Origin of the sequence: Cognatundibacterium curvum, assembly GCF_014284235.1 — a bacterium.
GTDB lineage: Bacteria > Pseudomonadota > Gammaproteobacteria > Burkholderiales > Burkholderiaceae_D > Undibacterium > Undibacterium curvum.
Map to the genome: position 1 here is coordinate 446,286 of NZ_JACOGD010000001.1, position 20,666 is coordinate 466,951.

20 protein-coding genes are annotated in these 20,666 nt (G+C 52.0%); 12 read left to right on the top strand and 8 right to left on the bottom strand.

Going from position 1 to position 20,666, the window contains the following annotated elements; all coding sequences use genetic code 11:
• Nucleotides 1-23 precede the first annotated feature (23 nt).
• The 6 genes from H8K43_RS02130 (at nt 24) to H8K43_RS02155 (ending at nt 7,330) form a co-directional block, all read left to right on the top strand.
• Nucleotides 24-1,166 (top strand): PilT/PilU family type 4a pilus ATPase, encoded by a 1,143-nt coding sequence (locus H8K43_RS02130; RefSeq protein ID WP_230403613.1) that lies wholly within the window; start codon nt 24-26, stop codon nt 1,164-1,166.
• 19 nt (nt 1,167-1,185) lie between these two features.
• Nucleotides 1,186-1,572 (top strand): arsenate reductase, encoded by a 387-nt coding sequence (locus H8K43_RS02135; protein WP_186902329.1) that lies wholly within the window; start codon nt 1,186-1,188, stop codon nt 1,570-1,572.
• Nucleotides 1,573-1,577: 5 nt separating this feature from the next.
• Nucleotides 1,578-2,705 carry a succinyl-diaminopimelate desuccinylase gene (gene dapE / locus H8K43_RS02140; RefSeq protein ID WP_186902330.1) on the top strand — a complete coding sequence of 376 codons (1,128 nt, stop codon included), beginning with the start codon at nt 1,578-1,580 and terminating at the stop codon, nt 2,703-2,705.
• Between the two features lie 50 nt (nt 2,706-2,755).
• Entirely contained in the window at nt 2,756-3,658 is a 903-nt protein-coding gene (prmB, locus tag H8K43_RS02145; protein WP_186902331.1) for a 50S ribosomal protein L3 N(5)-glutamine methyltransferase, read from the top strand.
• 265 nt (nt 3,659-3,923) lie between these two features.
• Nucleotides 3,924-5,906, top strand: a complete 1,983-nt coding sequence (locus H8K43_RS02150) for an ATP-binding cassette domain-containing protein (RefSeq protein ID WP_186902332.1) — start codon at nt 3,924-3,926, stop codon at nt 5,904-5,906.
• 152 nt (nt 5,907-6,058) lie between these two features.
• The gene (locus H8K43_RS02155) at nt 6,059-7,330 is read left to right on the top strand and encodes an O-acetylhomoserine aminocarboxypropyltransferase/cysteine synthase family protein (RefSeq protein ID WP_186902333.1); all 1,272 of its coding nucleotides are present in this window, start codon (nt 6,059-6,061) and stop codon (nt 7,328-7,330) included.
• Nucleotides 7,331-7,411: 81 nt separating this feature from the next.
• On the opposite strand, the gene H8K43_RS02160 is transcribed toward H8K43_RS02155, so the two are convergent.
• Complete coding sequence (locus H8K43_RS02160; protein WP_186902334.1) at nt 7,412-8,227, bottom strand: M90 family metallopeptidase; 816 nt, start codon at nt 8,225-8,227, stop codon at nt 7,412-7,414.
• Between the two features lie 273 nt (nt 8,228-8,500).
• On the opposite strand from H8K43_RS02160, the gene H8K43_RS02165 reads away from it, so the two are divergent.
• Together H8K43_RS02165 and H8K43_RS02170 are read left to right on the top strand one after the other, a co-directional pair.
• Nucleotides 8,501-8,917 (top strand): OsmC family protein, encoded by a 417-nt coding sequence (locus H8K43_RS02165; RefSeq protein WP_186902335.1) that lies wholly within the window; start codon nt 8,501-8,503, stop codon nt 8,915-8,917.
• Nucleotides 8,918-8,946: 29 nt separating this feature from the next.
• Nucleotides 8,947-9,846 (top strand): pirin family protein, encoded by a 900-nt coding sequence (locus H8K43_RS02170; RefSeq protein WP_186902336.1) that lies wholly within the window; start codon nt 8,947-8,949, stop codon nt 9,844-9,846.
• Nucleotides 9,847-9,974: 128 nt separating this feature from the next.
• Here the strand turns inward: H8K43_RS02170 and H8K43_RS02175 are convergent, their stop codons facing one another.
• Together H8K43_RS02175 and H8K43_RS02180 are read right to left on the bottom strand one after the other, a co-directional pair.
• The gene (locus H8K43_RS02175) at nt 9,975-10,613 is read right to left on the bottom strand and encodes an NAD(P)H-dependent oxidoreductase (RefSeq protein WP_162018648.1); all 639 of its coding nucleotides are present in this window, start codon (nt 10,611-10,613) and stop codon (nt 9,975-9,977) included.
• 263 nt (nt 10,614-10,876) lie between these two features.
• Nucleotides 10,877-11,557: a hypothetical protein gene (locus H8K43_RS02180; RefSeq protein ID WP_186902337.1), complete on the bottom strand. Its 681-nt coding sequence runs from the start codon at nt 11,555-11,557 to the stop codon at nt 10,877-10,879.
• A 164-nt stretch (nt 11,558-11,721) separates the two neighbouring features.
• Here H8K43_RS02180 and H8K43_RS02185 point away from each other — a divergent pair, with 164 nt between their 5' ends.
• Entirely contained in the window at nt 11,722-11,889 is a 168-nt protein-coding gene (locus H8K43_RS02185) for a hypothetical protein (protein ID WP_186902338.1), read from the top strand.
• A 15-nt stretch (nt 11,890-11,904) separates the two neighbouring features.
• On the opposite strand, the gene H8K43_RS02190 is transcribed toward H8K43_RS02185, so the two are convergent.
• Nucleotides 11,905-13,920, bottom strand: a complete 2,016-nt coding sequence (locus H8K43_RS02190; RefSeq protein WP_186902524.1) for an ATP-dependent DNA helicase — start codon at nt 13,918-13,920, stop codon at nt 11,905-11,907.
• 55 nt (nt 13,921-13,975) lie between these two features.
• Nucleotides 13,976-14,176 carry a YdcH family protein gene (locus tag H8K43_RS02195; RefSeq protein ID WP_186902339.1) on the bottom strand — a complete coding sequence of 67 codons (201 nt, stop codon included), beginning with the start codon at nt 14,174-14,176 and terminating at the stop codon, nt 13,976-13,978.
• An 83-nt stretch (nt 14,177-14,259) separates the two neighbouring features.
• On the opposite strand from H8K43_RS02195, the gene H8K43_RS02200 reads away from it, so the two are divergent.
• Complete coding sequence (locus H8K43_RS02200; protein ID WP_186902340.1) at nt 14,260-15,060, top strand: PP2C family protein-serine/threonine phosphatase; 801 nt, start codon at nt 14,260-14,262, stop codon at nt 15,058-15,060.
• Between the two features lie 161 nt (nt 15,061-15,221).
• Here the strand turns inward: H8K43_RS02200 and H8K43_RS02205 are convergent, their stop codons facing one another.
• From H8K43_RS02205 to H8K43_RS02215, 3 genes are all read right to left on the bottom strand, one after another.
• Nucleotides 15,222-17,117 carry a type IV pilus assembly protein FimV gene (locus H8K43_RS02205; RefSeq protein WP_186902341.1) on the bottom strand — a complete coding sequence of 632 codons (1,896 nt, stop codon included), beginning with the start codon at nt 17,115-17,117 and terminating at the stop codon, nt 15,222-15,224.
• Nucleotides 17,118-17,371: 254 nt separating this feature from the next.
• Nucleotides 17,372-18,130: an RNA methyltransferase gene (locus tag H8K43_RS02210; protein ID WP_186902342.1), complete on the bottom strand. Its 759-nt coding sequence runs from the start codon at nt 18,128-18,130 to the stop codon at nt 17,372-17,374.
• A complete protein-coding gene (locus tag H8K43_RS02215) occupies nt 18,127-18,294 on the bottom strand; it encodes a hypothetical protein (RefSeq protein ID WP_186902343.1) in 168 nt (55 codons plus the stop codon). Before H8K43_RS02215 ends, H8K43_RS02210 begins: the two co-directional genes overlap by 4 nt.
• A 3-nt stretch (nt 18,295-18,297) precedes the next feature.
• Between H8K43_RS02215 and H8K43_RS02220 the strand changes: the two genes are divergently transcribed.
• Entirely contained in the window at nt 18,298-19,092 is a 795-nt protein-coding gene (locus H8K43_RS02220) for an inositol monophosphatase family protein (RefSeq protein ID WP_186902525.1), read from the top strand.
• A gap of 122 nt (nt 19,093-19,214) precedes the next feature.
• Complete coding sequence (locus H8K43_RS02225; RefSeq protein WP_186902344.1) at nt 19,215-20,594, top strand: DEAD/DEAH box helicase; 1,380 nt, start codon at nt 19,215-19,217, stop codon at nt 20,592-20,594.
• Nucleotides 20,595-20,666: the final 72 nt, after the last annotated feature.

The window sequence follows — 20,666 nt, forward strand, 5'->3', positions numbered from 1 at the left end:
TATAACAGGGAAAAGGAAGCATCATGGCAGCAATGGAGCGCTTGTTTCAGCTCATGAAAGAAAAACATGCTTCGGACATGTTTTTCGCAATCAATTCACCAGTCCATCTCAAGATTAATGGCAATCTGCTACCCATCAATCAGCAGCGTATGGATCAGGCGAATATCCTCGCCCTGTTAGCCGAAGTCGTCGCGCCTGAGCATCTGGAAGTCTTGGAGCGCGAAAACGAACTCAATATCGGTATCGGCGCGGCTGGCATAGGTCGCTTCCGTTTATCGGCCTTCCGTCAGCGTGGCTCGATCTCGGCCGTATTCCGTTTCGTTCCTGGTGATATTCCGAAATTGAACAGCCTGAATCTGCCGCCAGTGCTGTCTGATCTGATCATGGAAAAGCGTGGTCTGATTCTGGTGGTTGGTGCAACCGGTTCAGGAAAATCGACTACCATCGCATCGATGCTGGATCACAGAAATGAAGTGAAGTCCGGCCATATCCTGACGCTGGAAGATCCGATTGAATACCTGTTCCGCAGTAAAAAATCCATCGTCAATCAGCGTGAAATCGGCAGTGACTCGGAAAGCCTGAAGACTGCCTTGAAAAACTCTTTACGCCAGGCACCGGATTGCATACTGATCGGTGAGATCCGTGATCTGGATACGATGATGGCGGCGATTGCCTATGCACAGTCCGGCCATCTGGTACTGGCGACGCTACATGCGAATAACAGTTATCAGGCGCTGAACCGCATCATCAGCTTCTTCCCTATGGAAAACCGCACTGCGCTGTTACTGGATCTGGCCTCGTCGGTGCGCGCCATCATTTCACAGCGTCTGATCCGTGCCGTTGATGGCGGCCGCTGTCCGGCGGTCGAAATCATGCTCAACACGCGCTATGTGTCTGAGCTGATAGAACAAGGCGATATTTTCCAGATCAAGGAAGCAATCGAGAAAAGTCTGTCGCCTGGCTCGCAAACCTTTGAGCGCGCACTGATGACTCTGATTAAGGATGGCCTGATCAGCAAGGAAGAAGGTCTGGCCAATGCCGACTCAGCCAATAATCTGTTGTGGCTGCTGAATAATGAAACGTCGACCAATCAGGCACCGGTACCGGAACCTGAGCCGGAAACCAAAGAAGAAGCCTCTTTCACCGAATTCACGCTGAACGTTTAAACCGTTAAAGAATTAACCAATGAATCGCAGTCCACGCAAGATCACCCTGTACGGCATCCCAAATTGTGACACCGTCAAAAAATCCCGGGTCTGGATGCAGGAACAGCATCCGGATTTCGTGTTCCATGACTTCAAAAAACAAGGTCTGGAACGCGCCACGATAGAACAATGGCTGGCGCATCTGAGCCTGGATGTGCTGATCAACCGCAAAGGTACCAGCTGGCGTGCACTCAGCGAAGAACAAAAACAATCCGCCAGTGATAGCGAAGCGGCGATTGCACTGATACTCAGCAATCCTTCGCTGGTCAAGCGTCCGGTGCTGCAAATCAGCGATGCACAAGGCATTGCACATGTGTCGGTAGGTTTCACACCTGACACGTTCAACACTATTTTTTCCCGGTTCTGAACACCATGAGTAAAACCCTCGCTCTGACCGAGCAATTAATCGCACTCGACTCCGTTACCCCTGAGGATAAAGGCTGCCAGCGCACCCTGATTTCATTGCTGGAACCACTGGGTTTTACCTGTGAAACCATACAATCCGGCGACGTGACCAATCTGTGGGCGCGCCGTGGTACCCAGCAGCCCGTGCTGGTATTTGCCGGACATACCGATGTGGTGCCTACAGGCCCGGTCGTCCAATGGCAATCTGCCCCGTTCATACCCACCCAACGTGACGGTAAATTGTATGGCCGTGGTGCGGCCGATATGAAAACCTCGATTGCTGCGTTTGTGGTCGCCACCGAAGAATTCATTGCCGCCCATCCGGATCATCAGGGCTCGATTGCCTTTCTGATTACCAGCGATGAAGAAGGCCCGGCCACCGATGGCACCGTCGTGGTCTGCAATCAGTTAAAAGAACGTGGCGAGCAGCTCGATTACTGCATCGTCGGCGAACCGACCTCTTCTGCGCAGCTGGGCGACACCATTAAAAACGGCAGACGCGGCACTATGTCAGGCAAACTGACGGTGCGTGGTGTGCAAGGCCATATCGCTTACCCGCAACTGGCTAAAAATCCTATTCACCTGTTTGCGCCAGCGATGGCAGAGCTGGTCGCTGAAGTCTGGGATGAAGGCAACGACTACTACCTGCCAACTTCATGGCAAATGTCGAATATCCATGCCGGGACCGGCGCCTCGAATGTCATTCCGGGTGAAGCGGTCATTGATTTCAACTTCCGCTTTTCGACCGCCAGCACAGCCGAAGGCCTGCAACAGCGCGTCCATACGATCCTGGACAAACACGGCCTGGACTATGCGCTCAAATGGACCGTAGGCGGTCATCCCTTCCTGACGCCTAAAGGCAGCCTGAGCGACGCGCTGGCCGCTGCGATACGCGCAGAAACCGGGCTGGAGACTGAATTATCGACCACAGGCGGCACTTCTGATGGCCGTTTCATTGCCAAGATTTGCCCGCAAGTGGTAGAGTTCGGCCCTCCCAACGCCAGCATCCATAAAATCGACGAGCATATCGCGCTGGCGGATATCGAACCTTTAAAGAATATTTACCGACGAACGCTGGAAAATCTGCTGACCTGATAGGGTATAGCGCCGCTGATCTTCAGCCCGTTCATCAATCATTAACGACTATGACTACTTCCACATCACCATTTTCCACCCTGCGCGATCTGTTGCGCTATGCAGTCACCCGCTTCAATCAGGAAAAGCTGTTTTTCGGGCATGGCAGTGCTAATGCGCTGGATGAGGCAGCCTATCTGTTGCTGCATACCCTGCATCTGCCACTGGATAAAATTGATCCTTTCCTGGATGCGCGTCTGCTGCCGGAAGAAATCAGCAAAGTCATGCAAGTCATTGAGCGCCGCGCCACAGACCGCGTACCTGCTTCCTACATCACCAATGAAGCCTGGCTTGGCACCTATAATTTTTATGTGGATGAACGCGTGATCGTGCCGCGCTCCTTCATTGCTGAACTGATCCCTGAACATTTTTCACCTTGGGTGAATGATCCTGACAGCATCACGGATATCCTGGAACTGTGTACCGGTTCCGGCTGCCTGCCGATTATGCTGGCCGATATGTTCCAGAATGCGCAGGTGGATGCAGTCGATATTTCCGCTGACGCGCTCGAAGTCGCACGCAAAAACGTGGCGACTTATGAGTTGCAAGACCGGGTCAATCTGATCCAGTCTGACCTGTACACCAATGTGCCGGATAAGCAATATGACCTGATCATCACTAACCCGCCGTATGTGAATTCCGGTTCTATGGCCAGCCTGCCGCAGGAATATCTGCATGAGCCGCAAATCGCGCTGGCTGGTGGCGATGATGGCATGGATCTGGTCAGGAAGATTGTCGCGGGTGCCGCGCAGCGCCTGAAAGACGACGGTATTTTGATGGTGGAAATCGGTAATGAGCGCGCATTTGCGGAAGCGGCTTTCCCTGAACTGAACCTGACCTGGGTCTCTACCAGCGCAGGCGACGACATGGTATTCCTGATCGAAGCACGTGATTTGCAGGATTTCCAGGCCTGATTACACACGCAGCAAAATGTAGAACAGGGCAAAGCTGAATTTGCCCGTTTGCCCGCTTTTTCCTGTTTCTGCCCGTTTTTGCCTGTTTTTTTTGGGCCATCAGCCCGGCTGAAGCATAATGCGCAGCGCTGATGGCCTTGCTGTCACTGATATTTCAGCGATAAGTTCCGCCAGCTCAGTGCAGCTCAGTGCAGCTCAGTGCAGTCTTAATGCTATATCAGCTGTGGCGCTGCGGCTCACAGCCTTACTCCGAATTGAATTCTCTATGATACGTTTGCAACAAGTCATTCTCGCCCGCGGTACCAAACCTTTGTTTGACAGCGTTGATGTGACGCTCAACCCCGGCGATAAAATTGGTCTGATCGGCTCCAATGGCGCGGGTAAGTCCAGCCTGTTCGCGATGCTGCGCGGAGAATTACATCCGGATCAGGGCAGTATAGAATTTCCAGCCAAATGGCAACTGGCCCACGTCGCGCAGGAAACCCCGCCGCTGGAGCGCAGTGCGATAGACTATGCGATTGATGGCGATGTGACCCTGCGTAAGCTGGAAGCCGAATTAGCCGCACTGGAAGCACAGCCGGAAAGCCATGACAATGGCATACAGATCGGTAACCTGTATGGTGCTCTGGCCGATGCTGACGCCTACACGGTACGCTCACGGGCTGAACAATTGCTGATCGGCCTGGGTTTCCGGCTGGATCAGTTAGAACAGTCTGTGGCCAGCTTCTCGGGCGGCTGGCGTATGCGCCTGAATCTGGCGCAGGCGCTGATGTGTAAGTCGGATTTGTTATTACTCGATGAACCGACCAACCATCTGGATCTGGACGCGATTATCTGGCTGGAAGACTGGCTCAAACGCTATGCCGGCACCCTGATCATCATTTCCCATGACCGCGATTTTCTCGATGGTGTAGTGAATGTGGTGGTCCATATTGATGATCGCAAGCTCAAACGTTATTCAGGCAATTACTCTGCGTTCGAGCGCCAGCGCGCAGCCCAGCTGGAACTGGCACAAGGCATGATAGAAAAGCAGAACCGCAAACGCGCGCATCTGCAATCCTTCATCGACCGCTTTAAAGCCAAAGCGACCAAGGCCAAACAGGCGCAAAGCCGTATCAAGGCACTGGCCAGAATGGAAGAGCTGGCGCCATTACGCGCTGCAGCCGAATTTTCATTTGAATTCCGCGAGCCTCTGAGCGCACCAAATCCTATGCTGGTGATGGAAGACGTGGATTGCGGCTATCGTCTGGAATCAGAAACCGATCATAGTTTTACAGAGAAAAAGATCGTCGGCGACGTCAATTTCTCGCTGCAGATCGGTCAGCGCATCGGTTTGCTCGGCGTGAATGGCGCCGGTAAATCGACCCTGATCAAAACCATCGTCGGTGACATTTCGCCGCTGGCAGGCACCATGCAAACCGGTAAAGGCCTGTCTATCGGTTACTTCGCCCAGCATCAGGTAGAAATGCTGCGCCATGACGAATCACCGTTGTGGCATCTGGCCCACATCGCACCGGATGTACGTGAGCAGGAATTGCGTAACTTCCTCGGTGGCTTTAACTTCCCTGGCACCATGGTAACCAGCCCGATCAAACCTTTCTCAGGCGGTGAAAAAGCGCGTCTGGCGCTGGCGATGATCGTATGGCAGCGCCCTAACCTGTTGTTACTCGATGAACCGACCAACCATCTGGATCTGGAAACCCGCGAAGCCCTGACCGAAGCGCTGGCGCAGTTCGAAGGCACGCTGGTAGTGGTATCCCATGACCGCCATCTGTTACGCGCCACCACCGATCAGTTCATCATCGTCGCTGATGGCAAGCTCATGCCTTTCGACGGCGATCTGGATGACTATAAGAACTGGCTGTTCAAAAGCAAGCTGGAAGCCGCTGCCAGCCCTTCTCTGCCTGAAAAAAGTAAAGTGAAGGACAGCTTGCCGCAGGTGCAGCCTGTCGCTGTTAAGGTCGATGACAAAGAGCAGCGCAAACGCGATGCAGAACAACGCCAGCGCCTGTCTGCAGCACGTAAGCCTATAGAAAACCGTATCAAGCGCCTGGAAGAAAATATGGCGAAACTGAATGCACAAAAAAGCAGCATAGAAAGCCAGCTGGAAGACAGCAGCATTTACGACGAAGCGAATAAAGAAAAGCTGAAAGCCTTGCTGCTGGATCAGGCCTATGTAGTCAAAGAGCTGGAGCAGCTGGAGATCGACTGGCTGGAACAGCAAGAGCAGCTGGAAGCGATTACCTGATTGCGTGTGGCTCAGTCAGCCTGCTGCGGGCTGACTGCAATGCACATCGGTGCTGTTCATATTTTTTAATCATATAAAAATAGCAAAATATTCCTTGCCGTAAAGGAGCGTGCTTTCTAAGATCAACTGGTTTTCTTGACCCGAGGATGACCATGAAATTAGAAACCATCGCTGTACACGGCGGCTATTCGCCTGATCCCACCACACGTTCTGTCGCGGTACCGATTTATCAGACCGTGGCCTATGCGTTTGACAATACCCAGCATGGCGCAGACCTGTTTGACCTGAAAGTTCAGGGCAATATCTATTCGCGCATCATGAATCCGACCAATGATGTGCTGGAAAAGCGGGTCGCCGCTTTAGAGGGTGGCATCGCGGCGCTTGCCTTAGCCTCGGGCCAGGCTGCGATCACGTATGCGATCCAGACCATCGCCGAAGCCGGTGACAATATCGTATCGGCATCAACGCTGTATGGAGGCACCTATAATCTGTTCGCTCATACCCTGCCCCAGTTCGGCATCCAGACCCGCTTTGCCGACTACCGTGATCCGGAATCCTTCGCCGCGCTGATCGATGACAGAACCAAGGCGGTGTATGTGGAATCCATCGGCAATCCGCTGGGTAACATCACCGATATCGAAGCCATCGCAGCAGTTGCGCATCGCCATGGCGTGCCGCTGATCGTGGATAACACCGTGCCCTCACCGTATCTGTTGCGCCCTATTGAATTCGGCGCCGATATTGTGCTGCATTCTCTGACCAAATACCTGGGTGGCCACGGCACAACCATAGGCGGCATCATCGTCGATTCCGGCAAATTCCCCTGGGCGCAGCACAAAGCGCGCTTCAAGCGTTTGAATGAACCTGATCCGTCTTACCACGGTGTGGTGTACACCGAAGCACTCGGTGAAGCCGCCTACATAGGCCGTGCACGGGTGGTCCCTTTACGCAATACCGGCGCGGCTTTATCACCGTTTAACGCGTTTCAAATCTTGCAGGGTATAGAAACACTGGCCTTGCGGCTGGATCGCATCACTGAGAATACTGCCGCCATCGCGCGCTATCTGCAGACACATAGCAAAGTCAGCTGGGTCAATTACGCAGGTCTGCCGGATCACCCTGATCATGCGCTGGCGCAGAAATACCTGGGCGGCAAACCATCGGGCATCCTGACTTTCGGCTTGCAAGGCGGACGTGAAGCTGGAGCGCGCTTCCAGGACGCTTTGCAGTTGTTCACGCGGCTAGTGAATATCGGCGATGCCAAATCGCTGGCCTGCCATCCGGCCAGTACCACCCACAGACAATTGAATCCGGAAGAATTAGCGAAAGCCGGCGTCAAAGAAGAAACCGTGCGTTTATCGATCGGTATCGAACATATCGATGACCTGATCGCTGATCTGGAACAGGCGCTGCAGGCAGTCTAAATAAACAATCTGATCACCCTCATGCCGCCAAAACCCAATATCCATGCGGGTTCTGGCGGCATTCCCTTATCCGGACTGTATTCACAGCCAGTCCAGCGGATCCACCCGGTAATACTGACGCAGTAAGCCATACAGCTCAGGCTCAGCCTCCGCCAGTGCATGACTTTTCCTGAAAAAGGCTTCGGTCGCCACAGCAAAAAATTCGGCCGGACTGGTCGCACCATAAGGATCAAGCACTGTCTCCTGTTGCTGGTTGAGTGCATGCTGCAAGCGTTCATAGGCGCGCTGCATGACCTCGGACCAATATGCATAGGCGTTCTTCCCGGCTAACACCGGCGCGCCATTGGTGCTGCCACTCTCGCTATCGAGCTGATGCGCAAATTCATGTAAAACCACGTCCTGACCGGCCAGCGCAGCTGTCTGCTCTGGTGTAGGCGGCACAATCTGATCCCAGGCCAAAATCACGCGTCCATCGCTCCAGGATTCGCCGCTTAAGCCCTGATTGGTATGGGTCACCACGCCGCCGTCCAACATCTGACTGCGCGGCGCCACAAACACTCCCGGATATAACAGTATGTGGCTCAAATCAGGATAGACCTCGGTTTCCCGGTTCAGCAACAACAAACAAGCACGCGCTGCGATGGTGACGCGCATCTCATCCGTCACCTGCAAACCATCACAACCAACAAACTTTTTCTGAAACAGAAATTGACGTATGCGTCGCTTAAGCTGCATCTGCAAATCGGTAGGCATCCTGCTGTAACCGGGCAGATTCCTGCGCAAGATTTTTGAATACGGCAACGGAAATGCCTTGCCCAATACCTGATGCAAGCGCCATTTCGGCACCAAGACCAGAGCACAAATCACGCTAATTAAAATGCATCCTATCCACCACACATCGCCTCCTCAGGCTGTATCAGACCAAGGCCAGATGGGCGCCTTCGCGTAAAACTCAATAGTCATTCAATTAGCAGTCATGATTTCTGCAATGGCGCTTGTCAATTCAGCACCTACTACACCTGGCCAGCGATACGCTTGATCAGACGCAGCGCCATCTCACTTGTGAATTGAAATTGTGGCACCATCTCAACCACCTGTGCGCAGTCAGTCAACGACCTGCTAGCCAGCACCGGAGCGCACTACACTTTTTCTTTTTTTTCTGGAGTCAGCATGTCAGGCATACCTTCCGTTACCGCCAGCTTAGGCGACACCCCTTACCTCGTTCATCTGAGCGATGATCTGGGCCATCAATGGCAAGCCGATGAACCTTTAGAAGTCGGTGGTGCCAACACCGCGCCGTCACCTGATCGTTTGCTGCTGGGCAGCCTGGGTTCCTGCACCGCGATTACCGTGCAAATGGTCGCAGCACGCAGGCAGATTCCACTGACCGGCATACAAGTGAAGCTGTCACTGAATCCTGACGGCAAACCGGAAGCCGGCAATGACATCGTGCGTGTGATCGAGTTACAAGGTGAACTGAGTCAGGAGCAGCGCGAACAGTTACTAAAAATTGCCAACGCCTGTCCGGTTCATAAAATCCTGACTGGTGAAGTCCGTATCGCCACCTCACTCACCGAGCCAGCTTAAGCCAATTTGCTATGTCAACGGATACTCAAATGACGACCGACAGCGCCACCCTGCGCACGCTCACAGCGCGTACTTCTGTGATCGGCGAAGACACCACTATACGGCGTGCGCTGCCGCATCGTGAGCAAAAAACGATAGGCGCCTGGTGCTTTCTCGACCATGTCGGCCCGGCCCAGTTCGCCGCCGGTAAAGGCATGCATGTAGGCGCACATCCGCATATAGGATTGCAAACCTTTACCTGGATGATAGAAGGCGAGCTTTACCACCGTGACTCGGCCGGACACCAGCAAATCGTTAAACCGGGTCAGGTCAATCTGATGACGGCAGGTCACGGCATCGTACATACCGAAGACAGTGTGCAGGACGGCGCTCGCCTGCATGCTGCGCAGTTGTGGATCGCCTTGCCGGACAATGAACGCCAGCGCGCACCAGGCTTCCGTAATTATCCTGAACTGCCGGTAATGGAGCAGGATGGCTACCGGATTACCGTTCTGGCCGGCAGCCTGCTTGCACATACCTCGCCGGTCGAAGTGTTTTCCCCGCTATGTGGTGCGGATTTCAGCAGCACCGCTGCAGCACGCACAGAGCTGCCGCTGGAAGCCAGCTTTGAATATGGCGTACTGGTATTGGAAGGTAAAGCCAGCGTGAATGGCACTGAGCTGGAACCAGGCCACCTGGCCTACCTGCCGCCTGGCAGTGGCAACCTGAACTTAAGCTGTGACGCGGCCTGCCGTGTGCTGTTAATCGGTGGCGAACCGTTACAGGAAGACCTGCTGTTGTGGTGGAATTTTGTCGGCCGCAATCAGGCCGAACTGGAACAGGCATTACAGGACTGGAATCAGCAAAGCTCTCGTTTCCCTGCCGTGCCTGGTTCATCATCAGCACGGCTCGAAGCTCCTGCGCTGACCGGGATGAAATTGAAAATCTGAATCTGCGCTGACTGAATGCAAAACAGCTGCGTCTGCCTGGTGCAGAACGCAGCTGTTTTTTTGTGGCGGCTAATCAGACTGTCAGCGGCTGTCAAAACCGACAACCAGGCTGACAGCCTTGATCCACCTTACTTAACTTCGCGGATAAAGTTTTCTTTAGTGCGGCGAACTTTTTTCAGGTTCACCAGCCAATCCTTGTCTTCTTCACGATAGCCGAGTGGCAGGATCACGACGCTGCGCAAGCCCTGAGCGCGCAAGTCCAGGATTTCGTCCAGCTTGTCCGGATCAAAGCCTTCCATAGGCGTTGCATCGACCTGCTCTTCTGCTGCAGCGATGAGTGCGGTACCAAGGCCGATATAGGCCTGACGCGCAGCGTGTTGGAAGTTAACTTCTGCATCACGTGCCGGATACAGGTTCAGCAACATATTGCGATAGTTTTCCCAACCTTCATTTTTAAAACCACGCACTTCATTGGTCAGGTCAAACATCATATTGATGCGTTCTGCTGTGTAGTTATCCCATGCTGCGAACACCAGTAAATGCGAGCCTTCCGTGATCTGTGCCTGATTCCAGCCGATCGCCTTTATCTTTTCACGGATTTCCGCATTGGTCACAACCAGCACTTCATATGGCTGCAGGCCGCTGGAAGTTGCGGTCAGACGAATAGATTCCAGAATACGGTCCAGCTTGTCCTGAGGAACAGCTTTAGCCGGATTCATTTTTTTGGCAGCATAACGCCATTGCAGTTTTTGAATTAAATCACTCATGATGACCTTCCGAAGTTAATGTGAATACGCATTCAGTAGTTTTAGCAATGCAGCATTGTCGTTCAATCCCGCCTGCTGACTATGAGCAGACTGAGGTGTGAGCAGCGGCACAGCAGCAGAATAATGATAACGATGATGCAAGGATTGAATGCGCTCATCCTGCAAGCATCCCGCCATCGCCAAACAATTACTAAAAATTAATTGCTACTGATGAGGACTACTATAACAGGCTTCAGAAAAGTTTGCAGACGACCGGTCTAATTCTAATTTCTTATATCGACATCTGAGAAATATGTACGCTCTGCCACGGCTCTGCCCAACAGCAGGATGCCGGGCATCAATGCACTTCCGCCATTCCCAAGATAGTTGCGGGTCGCAGCAGGAAAACACCAGGCAGCAAAATCCGAGTTGCAGGTTTGCAAGGACAGTACCAGGTTTTGCAGTTCGGTTTCGAACTGGCTCGCTTCAGGATCACAGCTGGCACGCAAGAAAACCGGGAGAAAGGCAATGCCAATCGCGGGCAACGGCGTATCGCCGCGCGTCATTGAGGCAGCGGCCACGGCCTGATCCAGTAAGCGCTCAGCCTGCTTAGCTGCTAATGGCGAACGTATCGCCAAAAACTCTTGTTTAGCCTCGATCAGCTCACCATATTCACCACCAGATAGCCAGCAATCGCAACGTCCAGCCCAGACTTCTTGCAGCGGCCCATGCTTTTTGCTGTCAACGATCTGATACTCCTCGAGCGCGTAGCGCCCTGCCCGCAATGCGGCCTGAGCCAGTAAACCCAAATTGCTACGCTCTGTATAGCAATAGGCGGCATGACCGACTTGGTTCGCGAATTCCAGCTGCAGCGCATTCCAGGCCGACAAGGTTTCTGCCCAAGGTACAAGCCGCCCGGTCTCAGCAAGCTTGATTCCGACTATATCTTTTATCTCATTCATCATCGGTACAACGACTCCGCTAGCTTGTTCATGTGCGTAAGTTCTATGCGTGTTAAACATTGCAAATTTGCTTTTAATTTACGCAAGTTTGACTAGGCTAAATCTCAGGAAGATACAAAACAGTTGCTACACCCGTAGCAAGTATTCAGACCAGACAGGAAATCATCATGGAAAACCAATCGACTAAGGCAAGACAAGATAAGCCGGCACGACCCACAGCTTCTGTGCGAGAGCATCCGGAAAAAACAGCACTTGAAGATATCCGGCGCCAACTGGGCTGGGGACTGATAACCGCTCACCGGCGCGATCAGCAAAGCGGTCATGATCAGCGTTAAAGTCGCCTCGTCACATCAAACTTTAGCAGGTGGCGCCGCTGAACTTTCAGTGCTTAGCCGCTCAAAAAATGCCAATACATCCGACTCAAGCCTGGTACGCGCAAAACCTGGCAGGCTTTGCCAGATGCGCTTACCGTAAGGCTTAGAAATCAGGCGTGGATCACAAATCATCAACACGCCGCGATCGGTTTCGTCGCGGATCAGGCGGCCAGCGCCCTGCTTCAGATTAATGATCGCCTCCGGCAGTTGATGATGCACAAAGCCATTCATCCCTTTTTTTTCCATCGCAGTGATACGTGCTGCCAGCACAGGATCATCCGGCGGGGAAAAAGGTAATTTGTCGATGATCACCAAGGACAAAGCCTCACCACGTACGTCCACCCCTTCCCAGAAGCTTTGACTGCCGATTAATACGCCATTGCCGGAATTTCTAAAGCGCTCCAGCAATTCAGTCCGGCCCGCATCACCCTGCACGAATAAGGGAAAATTCAGTCCACGCTGCTCAAATTCCTGTTTCAGGCGTTCCGCACTAAAGCGTACTGCTTTAAGCGTGGTACATAGCAGGAAAGTTCGGCCTTTAGCAGCGGTAATCACTGGCAACGCCGCATTGATCACAGCATCCGCATAGTCGCGCGAATTCGGGTCTGGCATGCCATCCGGCACATACAAATAACCCTGCTCCTGATAATTAAACGGGCTGGGCCAGGTAAATGCCGGTTCATTCCATAAACCCATTTGCGACACATAATGGGTGAAGTCGTTTTTCACCGCCATAGTCGCTGAGGTAAAAATCCAGGCGCGTGGCACCCCTTCGCGCTGTTTATTAAATATCGGTGCGATCGACAGAGGAGTCCGGTGCAATTGCAGGGAGACAGAGAAAGCCTCTACCCACAACACATAATCACCGGCTTTTGTGGCATCTTTCGGCTCGGCATTCCAGTCATCGATCTGATCTTGCAGCATAATGGCGCGCGCGCGACACTGCTCCAGCGTTTCTGCACGTTCTGCCTGCTTTTCCAGCACCGCAATCAACTCGCTCATGCTGTCTTTTAAGGTATCCAAAGCTTCAAAAAACGGGCTTGAAGCGGCAATCTGATCGATAGAAAGACGGACTATATCCTGCGGAAAAGCCAGCCTCAGATCACGTGCAGCCTTTTCAACCGGTGCCACCAGTTTGGACCATTCAGCCCCATCGCGCGCGTGGGACAAGCCCTCTGCATGCACATCGCGACATAATTCCAATACCTGCGAAGTCGACACCGTATCGCCAAAAAACAAGGTCGCGGTTTCCGGCAACTGATGCGCCTCATCGAAAATCACCGTATTAGCTGATGGCAGTAACTCGGCCACGCCGGTATCCTTGAGTGCCACATCCGCAAAAAACAAATGATGGTTGACCACAACCACATCGGCCTGCTGTGCTTCCTTCCTGGCTTTCATGACAAAGCAATCCTGATAATACTGACACTCAGTACCCATACAGGTATCTTTAGTTGAAGTCACCAGGCTCCAGACGCTGGCGGTTTCAGGCACCCGTGACAATTCCGACTTATCACCCGTCATGGTGGTCTTGATGAAGCGCGAAATGTCACGCAGATAACCGACATCCTCTCGGCTGGTCAGGCGGCCATTCTGCTGGGTGCGTTCAAGATGGTAATGACACAGATAATTTGAACGGCCCTTGAGTAAGGCAACCGACACCGGTGCCTTAAGGATTTTTTTGATCGTCGGAATATCACGCTGAAACAACTGATCCTGCAAATTCTTAGTCCCAGTCGAAACGATGACTTTACCGCCCCACAGCAGCGCCGGAACCAGATAGGCATAAGTTTTACCGGTGCCGGTACCGGCTTCTGCCAGCAAGGTTTTTTGTCCGGCGATAGCGTCGGAGATCGCTTTTGCCATCTCGGTCTGCGCCTGGCGCGGGCGGTAGCCGGGCAAAGCCGCACTCAGGGGACCATCAAAACCAAAAATATGCGCTACATCCTGATGGTGCAAACCATCTTTAGTATCAGTGGATAAAGGAGGGATATCAGTCAAAATAGACAATCAATTTCAATCAAGGGGACGCAGTTTGCCAGAAAATTCAGGCAGGCACATCAGGAGTCAGTTGCATTTTCAGTAAAGTTATGTGATCTTTGAGCTGCAACTTCCGTTTTTTCAGGCGACGCAATTGTAATTCATCGTGTGCAGGATCCGTAGTCAGTGTATTTATGACCACATCCAGATCACGATGTTCTACTTCCAGCTCGATTATTCGTTGACGTACTTGTTCAGGATGGCTCATAGCCTTCAGCTTAAAGTAAAATAGTGTGAAATTTTGGGAAGCCAAATAAACTGGCTTTCCGCTAGTGTAATCTACCGAGACGTATGAGCCAATATAAGATAGAAGCTGGCACCGGACAACATATCGGTGACCGACAAGAACAACAGGACCGGGTCGCATTATTTGCGGCACCGTGTGCGCCCGGCTATATGATGGCAGTTGTCGCTGACGGCATGGGCGGTAAAAGTGGTGGTGCCCTCGCTGCTGAACAGGTGATCCGTACCGCTAAGCAGCTATTTGATGAATTTTATACCGGCAGCAATGTCGAGACTTTGCTGGAGAACATACTTCAGGAAGCCCATACCGTCATTAAGCTGACCGCGGTGTCCTCTGAAAAAGAACCGCACAGTACTTTCGCCGCGCTGGTCATCACGCCACAGAAAGAAGCCATCTGGGCACATGCAGGCGATTCGCGCCTGTACCGTTTCAGTGGTCCTAACTTTGGCGAAAAAACCCGCGATCATTCCTACGTAGAAAAACTAGTCGACGAAGGAAAAATCCGGCCAGAAGAAGCGAAAACACACCGATTATCCAATATCCTTGTGAACGTGCTGGGATCCAGCAATACAGCGCCCTTCATCACCTTCGGTAAATATCAAAACCTGGCTGCAGGTGACAGCTTCCTGCTCTGCACAGACGGGCTCTGGCATTATTTTGACGATGCCGAGTTGTCAGCAGCGGTAGCTGCCAATACCCCGAGGCAAGCATCTGAGCTACTCATACGTAAGGCGCGCGACAGAGGCGCACCTAAGGGCGACAACTGCACCTTTGCCATTGTTAAGCTGGTCGAACCGCCACCTGAAGTTAAAAACTACACGGTACAAAAAATGCGGCGGGCAGTCTGAGCTACGACTTTCGCAGTTTATGCCTCAGCTTTGCTGCCTAAGACCTCAGGCAACATAGCTTAGTCAAAAAAATGGGAAGCCTGGCTTCCCACTTTTACATCTGGCATGTGTCATGTAACATCATGGCAAAGCGACATATTCAGCGCTGTTAGCAAGTTGGTTTATCCTGGCTTTCGAAAATCGATCAACTCAAAATTAATAATGTTGCTATCATCTTCTGTTGCCAATATCGGTGTCGCCGGCTCTGAACTGTCTTCAACCTTGTTCCAACCATGGCCAGGCGCGTCCAGGGTACGATTACGTTCCAGCTCATTGGCGATGCTAATTAGCAGCAGGATATCTCGATACACCGGTAACTCAAAACCCATACGCTTACCGTCGCGGTCATCCACCAGCAAACTCTGCAAGAATGGCAAGGCTTCGTTGGTATTCCACATCGCGCAGATTTTCTTCATCAGATGCTCAAAGTCATCCAATGTACGGGAAGGCAGACTGGCTGGATCCACTTCGAATTCAGGGATGTTCGCATTAAAAAACACCACGAACCGATCGCGCAAATGATCGTATTTCTCTTTCTGGCCAACCACGCGGTATAAATCCAGCAAATACAGCCAAGGCACCGGCGAATCCGGTTGGTCAATATCCGCTTGCGGCTCCAGGATTTCAATTGCACGCTCAGGATCATTGACCGACATCCAGAACTCAGCCTCCTGAGTCACATCCGAAATTTCCTCAACCTTTACAGAGTTGTTTCTGCTTGAGAAAAAATTGAAGGTACTGCTATTGGTATCTTCAAGGGAAGGCGTGAAATTTTTTCCAAAAACAGAATGTGCTTCCAGCTTTCCGGTATTTTTAACGACAGGATCTGGCGTCGCGGAAAGTGTCGGACGCGCCGCTGAAGGTACCGTACGTGCCAGCAATTGCGACTCTGGTGCATCGCCGCCGCTGGCCTGGGAGTAAGTGGCTTGAACGCTATCCACCAATTCCTCAATATTCTTCTTAGTCTCAGGTTCAGGTTTAACCGCTTTTTGCTCCCACCAGCTCGCTGCATGCTTCTTGTGCAATCTGCGTATATAAGCGAACAACAACCCCGCCAAACCAAATGCCAGCACGAGCACCCCTGACAATATAAAAAGCCAGGTTTTCGAAACGGAATTCTCTCTGAGCTCGTCAAACAGGGACTTGTCGAGTTGTATTTGCTTTTTCAGCTGCAGGGTTTCCTGTTGCAGGCTTTGTATCTTCAGCTTTTCCGCTTTTTCCGTCGTTTCTGCCGGCGTTTTATCTGGTAAAGGCCGGGCTGGCGCTTCGCCTCTTAACATCGCGGCGAATTGCGCTTGCGCCTGGCGCAACTCTTCAATGTCCTGCGCACCGGTTTTACCATTGGCCACACCGCTTGACAAAGTCTGCGCCATCTTCATGCCCTGCTTGGGCAGTTCTGCACTATCCGTAAGCTTCAATGCATCTTTTGCGCGGCTTTCGATGAGCTGAGGCGTATTACTTTTTGTCGCAGCCTGGGATGTCGACGTAACAACAGGCTCTGCCGCTTTCCGTTTGGCTTTGACGATTTCCGTTCCTGAGTCTGGCCCACCCTCGCCTGTTCGCTTCGCCGGGGAACGCGCCTTTCCAGCGCTGCCAGTCATGCCGCCCTGAGTCAGTGCTGCCTGAGCGTCCACTTTTGTTACAGCTATGGGACTAGGTAAGCCAGGCAGGTTTTCTGGCGCTGCCGTCACTTGGGGCGGATCGAGCAGTAACAGATATTCCCGGTGCAATTGCACTTCACATTGAATATTGAGCAGAATTTTGACAGCTGGCTCAGAAATATTTCTGCGGCTTTGTAGCAACAAATAGCTGCTACCGCCACGCTGAACCAGTTGCAAACTCACTGGTGACAACATCACACCCTCGGTCGACTCGACCGAGCCATGGATACAGGACATATCGACAGAAGAACTATCGGCACCGGTTAACTCAACCTGTGCCTTCAAAATCTGCCCAAGATAAGACTGCGAACGAACCGCGCCTAATCCCAGTGCATATGCCTGTCCGGTAGCACCCACAGCTAACGCGGAGGCACATACCAGAGAAAGTGTGGATCTGCGAAACGGTAAAATGATGATTTCCCCAAAATGTCTTAAATATTGCCCGCCAATAAGAAGATTGGCATCAGATGCTAGCGTTATAACAAAACCAAGTCATACTGAAAATATCAAACCGGAAATTTTTTACCCAAAAGCAATAAATAAAGTTAAATTCTTTTTTACACGTATCTCACTCAGCACAATTTTCAATTACGCTTCACTCAACCTTGCCGTTATAGATTCTTTAGGTCAAGAATTTTCTTTGATATGCCACGCAAAATGTTCACCTCCTCCGTTTCCAGTTGCGTGCGTGAAAATAAACGCTTCAATCTCGGCATTAATTTCTTAGGGCTGGCAGGATTCAGAAACGCGATCGACACTAAAGCCTGCTCCAGATGCTGATACATACCTTCAATTTCTTCAGCATTTGCCAGTTGCCCTTGGAAGCCGATTTTTGCAGGATTCTGCACTTCATTTTGAGTAGCCATCCTGCACTCATAAGCAATTAACTGTATCGCCTGCGCCAGATTTAAGGAAGAATAATCAGGATTCGCGGGGATATTCACCAGCACCTGACTATTTACCACCACTTCATTCGGCAAGCCGTAGCGCTCATTGCCAAATACGATGGCGGCCTGACCAGTCAGCTGGCGCTGAAAATCTTCAGCCAATTCGCGTGGCGTCTGCACCGGCGGCGAGAATTCGCGCAATCTGGCGCTGACTGACGCCACCAGCTCGCAGCCTTGCAAGGCAGCGGCAACCGAATCAACGATCTGAGCTTGCTCCAGAATATCTTGTGCGCCGCTGGCAAACGCAATGGCATCCGGATGACTCAAGGCATCGGGAAATCTGGGATTGACCAGTACCAAATGCCTGAATCCCATGGTTTTCATGGCACGTGCAGCAGCACCAATATTGCCAGGATGACTGGTTTCTACCAGTACAAAACGTAAGCGCGTAAAAAGAGATGTGTCAGTTTCTGTCAAGTTCATTTAAAATAGCGTTTATCCGCGTTAATTATAATCAGTAGAGCAAAACAGCCTGCTGCCAGATTTAGCGCCTGCTCTTTACCATTTTCATTATTGCAAACTACCAACTTTGCTGCTTTGGCAAATGTCTGCGGGTTTGCCGTCATTTTATCGGAATAATTATGCATCCTATGCTCAATACGGCTATTAAGGCCGCTCGCCGCGGTGCGGCAGTCATCAATCGTGCGTCTTTCGACCTCGACCGCGTCAGTGTTACTGAAAAACACTTCAATGACTTTGTGACCGACGTTGATAAGTCCGCTGAGGCAGCCATTGTTGAAGTTCTTAAGAGCGCTTATCCTGAGCACGCCATCCTGGCGGAAGAATCGGGTGCATCCGCTAATTTGCATGATGAAAATGAGTATGTGTGGATTATCGACCCATTAGACGGGACGACTAATTTCATCCACGGTTTCCCTCAATACTGTGTATCGATCGCGCTGCAACACAAAGGCGTGATCACGCAAGCTGTGGTTTACGATCCTACCCGCAATGAAATGTTCACTGCCACCAAAGGTTCTGGTGCCTACCTGAACGAAAAACGTATTCGTGTTACCCGTTGCGATAAGCTGGCTGATGCGCTGATCGGCACAGGCTTCCCTTCACGTGATTTGTCCGGCCTGGACGAATACCTGCAAATGTTTAAAGTCATGACCGGCAAATGCCAGGGCCTGCGCCGTCCGGGTTCCGCTGCGCTGGATCTGGCCTATGTAGCGATGGGTCGCCTCGATGGTTTCTTTGAAAAAGGTCTGGCGCCTTGGGATATCGCTGCGGGTTCACTGTTAATCACCGAAGCAGGCGGTATCGTTTCTGATTTCCGCGGCGAATCTGACTACCTGTACAAGGGTGATGTCATGGCCGGCACACCTCGCGTCTTTGGCCAGATGGTCAATGTATTGCAGCCGTTTGCAGGCAGCGCAAAATAAGCGCCAGGCTGCTTCCGTCTTTAGCTTCAAAAGTATAAGTTCCATTGTGCTTCGCCATCCGGCGAAGCACAGGTTTTACCGGGTTGATATAGTTCACCCGTGATTTCAGATTGTACAATCTCATGCCCTCATTTCACGAACTCGGCTTGTCCGAGGACATCGTTCGCGCAGTCAGCGAACAAGGTTACACCTCCCCTACTCCTATTCAGCAACAAGCGATTCCAGCCGTCATCCAAGGCGGAGATTTGTTAGCAGGGGCACAAACTGGTACTGGCAAGACCGCGGGCTTTACTTTGCCGGTATTGCAAAGATTGCTGAGTCAACCTAACGGCCCCAGCGACAAAACATCGCGCCGCCCTATCCGCGTGCTGGTACTGACACCAACCCGTGAACTCGCCGCTCAGGTGCAGGAAAGCGTTGCCCTTTACAGTAAATATTTGCCTTTGAATTCCGGTGTTATTTTTGGTGGCGTCGGCATCAATCCGCAAATTAAACTGCTCAAGCAAGGTGTAGACGTACTGGTCGCGACCCCGGGTCGCCTGCTGGATCACCATCAGCAAGGTACGATAGACCTGCGTCATATCGAAATCCTGATTCTGGATGAAGCAGACCGCATGCTGGACATGGGCTTCATCCACGACATCAAAAAAGTATTGGCGATCCTGCCGCCAAAACGCCAGAATCTGCTGTTCTCAGCGACCTTCTCGGACGACATCAAAGCATTGGCTGACCGCCTGCTGAATAGTCCGGCCATGATAGAAGTCGCGCGCCGCAATTCAACCGTGGAAGTGATTGCACAAAAAATCCATCCGGTTGACCGTGATAAAAAGCATCCATTACTCGCGCATCTGATCAAGTCGCAGCAATGGTCGCAGGTATTGGTGTTTACACGCACCAAACATGGCGCCAACCGCCTGGTCGAACAATTGGGCAAAGAAAGCATTACGGCCATGGCTATCCACGGCAATAAGAGCCAGTCTGCACGCACCAAAGCCCTGTCTGAATTCAAGGATGGCAGTTTGTCCGTATTAGTCGCCACCGACATCGCTGCACGCGGCATTGATATTGACCAGTTGCCGCACGTAGTTAACTACGATTTGCCTAACGTACCGGAAGACTATGTGCATCGCATCGGCCGTACAGGCCGCGCCGGTGCAAGTGGCGAAGCCGTTTCGCTGGTTTGCGTGGACGAGTTCAAACTGCTGGCTGATATCGAGAAATTCATCAAGCGTCAGATTCCTCAGGAAATCATAGATGGCTTCATTCCCGATCCGAATGCCAAGGCCCAGCCTATTCAATTGCGCAGCTTTGAAGGCCGCAATCATCCCGGCAATGGTCAACGCAAAGCCCGCCCGGCAGGTAGTAACAAAGCTCAGGCAGCCAAGGCACCAACACGCCACGAAACAGCCGGCCGCCCACAGCAGCCTAAGCCACGCAATAGTAATCTGTTAGGTGGTAAATCTGCAGGCCCGCGCAGATCTGGCAGCCGCGGCAACGGCTAAGCCAAACTACGCAGTAAGCGAGTCAGCATCCACAATACGCTGACTTTCTTACTGCGTTTTTCTATCCGACTT